Source organism: Massilia sp. TSP1-1-2, from assembly GCF_049896185.1.
In the GTDB taxonomy this organism is placed as follows: Bacteria; Pseudomonadota; Gammaproteobacteria; order Burkholderiales; family Burkholderiaceae_D; genus Telluria_A.
On sequence record NZ_JAFCTU010000124.1, the window covers coordinates 1 to 1,055 of the forward strand.

General features: G+C 58.8%; 1 protein-coding gene. It reads right to left on the bottom strand.

From position 1 onward, the window contains the following. Window positions 1-56 precede the first annotated feature (56 nt). Window positions 57-614 carry a hypothetical protein gene (locus ACP7BV_RS27210; protein ID WP_426108028.1) on the bottom strand — a complete coding sequence of 186 codons (558 nt, stop codon included), beginning with the start codon at window positions 612-614 and terminating at the stop codon, window positions 57-59. Between the last annotated feature and the right edge of the window lie 441 nt (window positions 615-1,055).

Sequence of the window (1,055 nt, forward strand, 5' to 3'; positions counted from 1 at the left end):
TCGCGGATGCGCGTGGTCACGCGGGTGAAGTTGCTGTCGGATGGGCAGCATTGTTGTCACCGTCTTACTCGTTTTGCCGGTGGCGCAGCAACGCAGCGGACATTGCCGATTTGGCGCCGGAATGGCGGATAGAGGAAGTGGGAAGTCACCTTCCCATTTGACATTGTGACTGCTTCGCAGCCGCCCGAGCGGACGCCATCGACCACCTGCCTGCCTCCGGAACTGAAAGCAAATACATGCCCATCGGCCGAAAAAAAATCGGCGACCAGCAAGCCGCGGATTCGTCCGGGCTTGTCGAGGTAAATCCTATCCACCGCGTAGTCCGGCTCTGTAAAAACCACCTCGATGACCTCAGTTCCTTCGAACGACACGGTACCTTCCTGCCCGGGACGACGCGCGGCGACATACGTACCGGGACGAGTCTCATCTGCCTCGCTGTAAAGCAACGTGGCCTGTCCATTCAATTGAACCGGACCAATGTTGACCGGGCTGGGGAAATCGTATTCGTTGTTTGCCCTCAGCCATATCGTGCCCGGCGGCAGGTTCACGCCGTCGAACCTGCTGGCCCCCAGCAGACGGGCCGACCGGATGGCACGGTCAGCATTCGATGTCACGCTCGAGCCAGCGTCAATGAACAGCCGTCCGACTTGGACGGCTTGGGAAAGCGTCTCGGAGCAATAACCCTGCGCTAGCCAATGACCATGCCCCCCCTGTTGCGTCGCCAGCACGCTCGCAGACTGGGGGGAATCGGGAATCGAAGGCGTATGCGTTTAGCGGCCCCAGCAGGACCGCGAACACCATCATCTCTTTAAAATCGGTATACAAGTCACGTTGAACTCTGTTATCGAAGGTGCGCAACGGCTCATGCCATCCATTCCGCACCGTTGTAGCCGCCCTGGCATCGTGGCTCCGCTTCAGGACCGAGCATACATTTGGCTGGGCCCCTGGTCCGGTCAAGAAAGGCGATCCCAGGAGTACCGCATTGTGCGCCTAACGCGCCGTCGTTCGTGAGCTACGCCCCACCTGCTTAAATAGATATGTGACAAAAAATCATC